The sequence below is a fragment of the Micromonospora sp. ATLC20 genome, assembly GCF_057196585.1.
In genome coordinates, this window is the sequence record NZ_JBXUOV010000297.1 from 1 (window position 1) to 3,988 (window position 3,988).

At 74.3% G+C, this 3,988-nt stretch carries 5 protein-coding genes and 1 pseudogene; 4 read left to right on the forward strand and 2 right to left on the reverse strand.

Features of this window, described 5'->3' with window-relative positions:
* A partial coding sequence (locus tag AC2CHG_RS30335) for a cell division protein PerM (RefSeq protein ID WP_484526098.1) occupies positions 1 to 193 on the forward strand: 193 nt, incomplete at its 5' end.
* Positions 194 to 295: 102 nt separating this feature from the next.
* Here AC2CHG_RS30335 and AC2CHG_RS30340 read toward each other — a convergent pair.
* Together AC2CHG_RS30340 and AC2CHG_RS30345 are read right to left on the reverse strand one after the other, a co-directional pair.
* Positions 296 to 850 carry a DUF4190 domain-containing protein gene (locus AC2CHG_RS30340; protein ID WP_262015836.1) on the reverse strand — a complete coding sequence of 185 codons (555 nt, stop codon included), beginning with the start codon at positions 848 to 850 and terminating at the stop codon, positions 296 to 298.
* 35 nt (positions 851 to 885) lie between these two features.
* Positions 886 to 1,179, reverse strand: a complete 294-nt coding sequence (locus AC2CHG_RS30345) for a CD225/dispanin family protein (RefSeq protein ID WP_194801347.1) — start codon at positions 1,177 to 1,179, stop codon at positions 886 to 888.
* A 179-nt stretch (positions 1,180 to 1,358) separates the two neighbouring features.
* On the opposite strand from AC2CHG_RS30345, the gene purN reads away from it, so the two are divergent.
* From purN to AC2CHG_RS30360, 3 genes and pseudogenes are all read left to right on the forward strand, one after another.
* Positions 1,359 to 1,979, forward strand: a complete 621-nt coding sequence (gene purN, locus AC2CHG_RS30350; protein WP_262015837.1) for a phosphoribosylglycinamide formyltransferase — start codon at positions 1,359 to 1,361, stop codon at positions 1,977 to 1,979.
* Complete coding sequence (purH, locus tag AC2CHG_RS30355) at positions 1,976 to 3,550, forward strand: bifunctional phosphoribosylaminoimidazolecarboxamide formyltransferase/IMP cyclohydrolase (protein ID WP_484526099.1); 1,575 nt, start codon at positions 1,976 to 1,978, stop codon at positions 3,548 to 3,550. Before purN ends, purH begins: the two co-directional genes overlap by 4 nt.
* A 152-nt stretch (positions 3,551 to 3,702) precedes the next feature.
* Positions 3,703 to 3,988 (forward strand): annotated as a pseudogene (locus AC2CHG_RS30360) (hypothetical protein); the annotation flags it as partial.

Genomic DNA, 3,988 nt, shown 5'->3' on the forward strand with positions numbered 1-3,988 from the left:
CGCCGGACCGGTCGCGGGCGCGCTGCTGGGGCTGTTCGCGGCGGCCTCCGGCGGGTCGCTGGGCGGCGGCCGGCTGGCCGAGGTCGGGCCGTCACCGTGGGCGGTGGCCGCGGTGGCCACGCTCGTGACCGGGGTGGGCGCGGTGCTCGGCGCCGCCGCCACCCGCACGCTGACCCGCACCCGCACCCGCTGACGCGCAACCCGCTGACCCGCACCCGCTGACGCGCCGCCTCCGGGGCCCGCAGACGCGTCAGGGGCGCCCACCGGAAGGTGGACGCCCCTGGACGACGGACGATCAGGGCTGGGCGGGCAGGCTGACGTTTGCGACGATGCCCAGGATGATCAGGATGATGCCCAGGCCGGCGCCGATCGCGCCGCAGATCAGACCGGTCTTGGCCTGACCGTCGTTGTTGGCGAGCCCCTGCGCGGCCTTCTGGCGGCCCAGGTAGCCGGTGACCGCCGCCGCGATACCCAGCGGGATGCCGAGGTAGAAGCAGCAGACCATCGGGATCGAGGCGATACCGAGGATCATGGACACGAGGCCCAGCGTGTTGTTCGGGGCCTGGCCCGCCCCGGCCGGGTAGCCGGCACCCGGGTACTGCGGCGCGGCACCGTACGGCTGCTGCTGCGCGTACGGGTCCTGGCCGTAGGCGGGCTGACCCGAGGTGGGCTGGCCGTACGGCTGGCCCGAGGTGGGCTGCTGGCCGTACTGCGGCTGCTGCCCGTACTGCGGCGGCTGGCCGTACTGCGGGGCCTGCGGCGGCTGGGCGTACGGGTCGTGCGGCTGCGCGGTCGGGTCCTGGTTCGGCTGCTGGCCGTACGGGTCCTGTCCGGGGTAACCGGGCTGCATGTCTGGGTGCTCCTCAGATCGGTTCGGGTTGTCCGTCAGTTTGTGCTGCTGCCGCCGACGAGACCAGCCAGGCCGCCGAAGAGGCAACACACCACGATGAGGCCGATCCAGACCAGGCCGACGATGAGGGCCCACTTGGACCACTTCTTGGACTCGGCCGCGGCGGCCTGGGCGCCGGCGTAGTCACCCTGCTGGATCAGCGGGTTGACCTTCGACGCGTTGATGATGGCCGGGATCGCGAGCGGCCAGAACAGGAAGATCGCGACGATGGACATCGTCATGTTGTTGTCGATCTGCTGCGGCTGCTGCGGGGGGTATCCGGGCTGCATGGAGGTACTCCTCGGTCCGACGGCACGCGGCGTGCCGGATTCTTCGTGGGGGTGCGGGCCGGGCGCGAGGCCGGACACCGGGCGACCGGCAGCGTACCGCGATCACGCCACCCGGGAGGTCAACCGATGAGCCGCCGCCCCGCGGCCGGGCCGCCTGACCTGCCCGATAGGGTTGCCCGGTGACCGAGCCCGCGTCCGTCGCCCGCCTCGTCGTCCTCGTCTCCGGCTCCGGCAGCAACCTCCAGGCGCTGCTGGACGCCACCGCCGACCCCGGGTACGGCGCCCGGGTGGTCGCGGTCGGCGCCGACCGGGACGGGATCGCCGGCTTGGACCGGGCGGCCGCCGCGAGCGTGCCGTCCTTCGTCGAGCGGGTCAAGGACCACCCCACCCGCGCCGACTGGGACAAGGCGCTCACCGCGCGGGTCGCCGAGCACCGGCCCGACCTGGTCATCAGCGCCGGCTTCCTCAAGCTGGTCGGCCCGGAGTTCCTGGCCGCGTTCGGCGACCGCTACCTCAACACGCACAACACGCTGCTGCCGGCGTTCCCCGGCATCCACGGCCCCCGCGACGCGCTGGCGTACGGCGTGAAGGTCACCGGGGCCACCCTGTTCTTCGTCGACGCGGGCATGGACACCGGCCCGATCGTGGCCCAGGTCGCCGTGCCGGTGCACGACGACGACGACGAGGACACGCTCACCGAGCGCATCAAGTCCGCCGAGCGGCGCCAGCTCGTCGAGCAGGTCGGCCGCCTGGTCCGTGAAGGTTGGACGATCACCGGCAGAAAGGTCACCATCCCGTGAACGCCACTGAGGACGCCGGCCGCCGCCCGATCCGGCGCGCGCTGGTCAGCGTCTACGACAAGACCGGCCTGGCCGAGCTGGCCCGCGCCCTGCACGAGGCCGGCGTGGAGATCGTGTCGACCGGGAGCACCGCGTCGACGATCTCCGGCGCCGGGGTGCCGGTGACGCCGGTCGAGCAGGTCACCGGCTTCCCGGAGATCCTCGACGGGCGGGTCAAGACCCTGCACCCGAAGATCCACGGCGGCCTCCTCGCCGACCTGCGCAAGGACGCGCACGCCGCCCAGCTCGACGAGCACGGCATCGCCGGCATCGACCTGCTGGTCTCCAACCTGTACCCGTTCCAGGCCACCGTCGCCTCCGGCGCCGACACCGACGAGTGCGTCGAGCAGATCGACATCGGCGGTCCGGCGATGGTGCGGGCCGCGGCGAAGAACCACGCCTCGGTGGCGGTGGTGACCGACCCGGCGGCGTACCCGGCGGTGGTGGCGGCGCTCGCCGAGGGCGGCTTCACGCTGGCCGGGCGCCGCGCGCTGGCGGCCCGCGCGTTCGCCGACATCGCCGACTACGACGTCGCGGTGGCCGACTGGTTCGCCGGCACCGTGTCGCCGGCCGAGGACGGCTGGCCGGAGTTCGCCGGGCTGGCGCTGCGCCGCCAGGCGGTGCTGCGGTACGGCGAGAACCCGCACCAGGCGGCGGCGCTCTACACCGATCCGGGCGCGCCGGCCGGGCTGGCCCAGGCCGAGCAGCTGCACGGCAAGGAGATGTCCTACAACAACTACGTCGACGCCGACGCCGCCTGGCGGGCCGCGAACGACTTCCCGGACCAGCCGGCGGTGGCGATCATCAAGCACGCCAACCCGTGCGGCATCGCCGTCGGCGCGGACGTGGCCGAGGCGCACCGCAAGGCGCACGCCTGCGACCCGGTCTCCGCGTTCGGCGGCGTGATCGCGGTGAACCGGCCGGTCGACGCGGCGATGGCCGGCCAGGTCGCGGAGATCTTCACCGAGGTGCTGGTGGCGCCCGGCTTCGACGAGGACGCGCTGGAGCTGCTGCGGGCCAAGAAGAACCTCCGCCTGCTGCGGGCGCCCGCGTTCGCCACCCGGCCCGCCGAGTGGCGGCAGGTCAGCGGCGGCGTGCTGGTGCAGACGCGGGACGCCGTCGACGCGCCGGGCGACGACCCGTCCGGCTGGACGCTCGCGACCGGCGACCCGGCCGACGAGGCGACTCTGCGCGACCTGGCGTTCGCCTGGCGGGCGGTCCGCGCGGTCAAGAGCAACGCGATCCTGCTGGCCCGCGACGGCGCCACAGTCGGTGTCGGCATGGGGCAGGTGAACCGGGTGGACTCGGCGCGGCTGGCGGTCAGCCGGGCCGGTGACGAGCGGGCCCGCGGCTCGGTCTGCGCCTCGGACGCGTTCTTCCCGTTCGCCGACGGCCCGCAGATCCTCATCGACGCCGGGGTACGGGCGATCGTGCAGCCGGGCGGCTCGATCCGGGACGAGGAGACCATCGCGGCCTGCAAGGCGGCCGGCGTGACCATGTACCTCACCGGCACCCGGCACTTCTTCCACTGACGAGTCCGGCCCGCGACCGTCCGGGTGCGTCAGTCGTCCACACGACCGGCGCACCCGGACGCCGGGCCGTTGCCCGCCGCGGGAGGCGGTTGCTAGCGTGTGCGCGGCGACGATCGAGCGTCTCCGCTGTCTGTGAGCCCGGCAGGTGTGCCATGCGCGTTCGCGACCGGTTGACCGCCGTCGTCGTCACGCTGGCGTTCGTCCTGGCCGGACTCGGAGCGGCAGCCGCACCCGCCGTCGTCGTACCGGCCGCCGCCGCGCCGACCGCCGCCTCAGCGAGCGGGACGAGCCCGGCCGCGCTGCGTACCGCGTACCCCGGAATCTCCTGGTCGGAGCTTGCCGCCGGGCCGTGGCACGACCACGGCGGCGGCCTCGGCTACGCCGACGGGCCGGACGACCTGGCCCCGGCCGCGCTCCCGCGCGTGGCCGGCCCGGCCG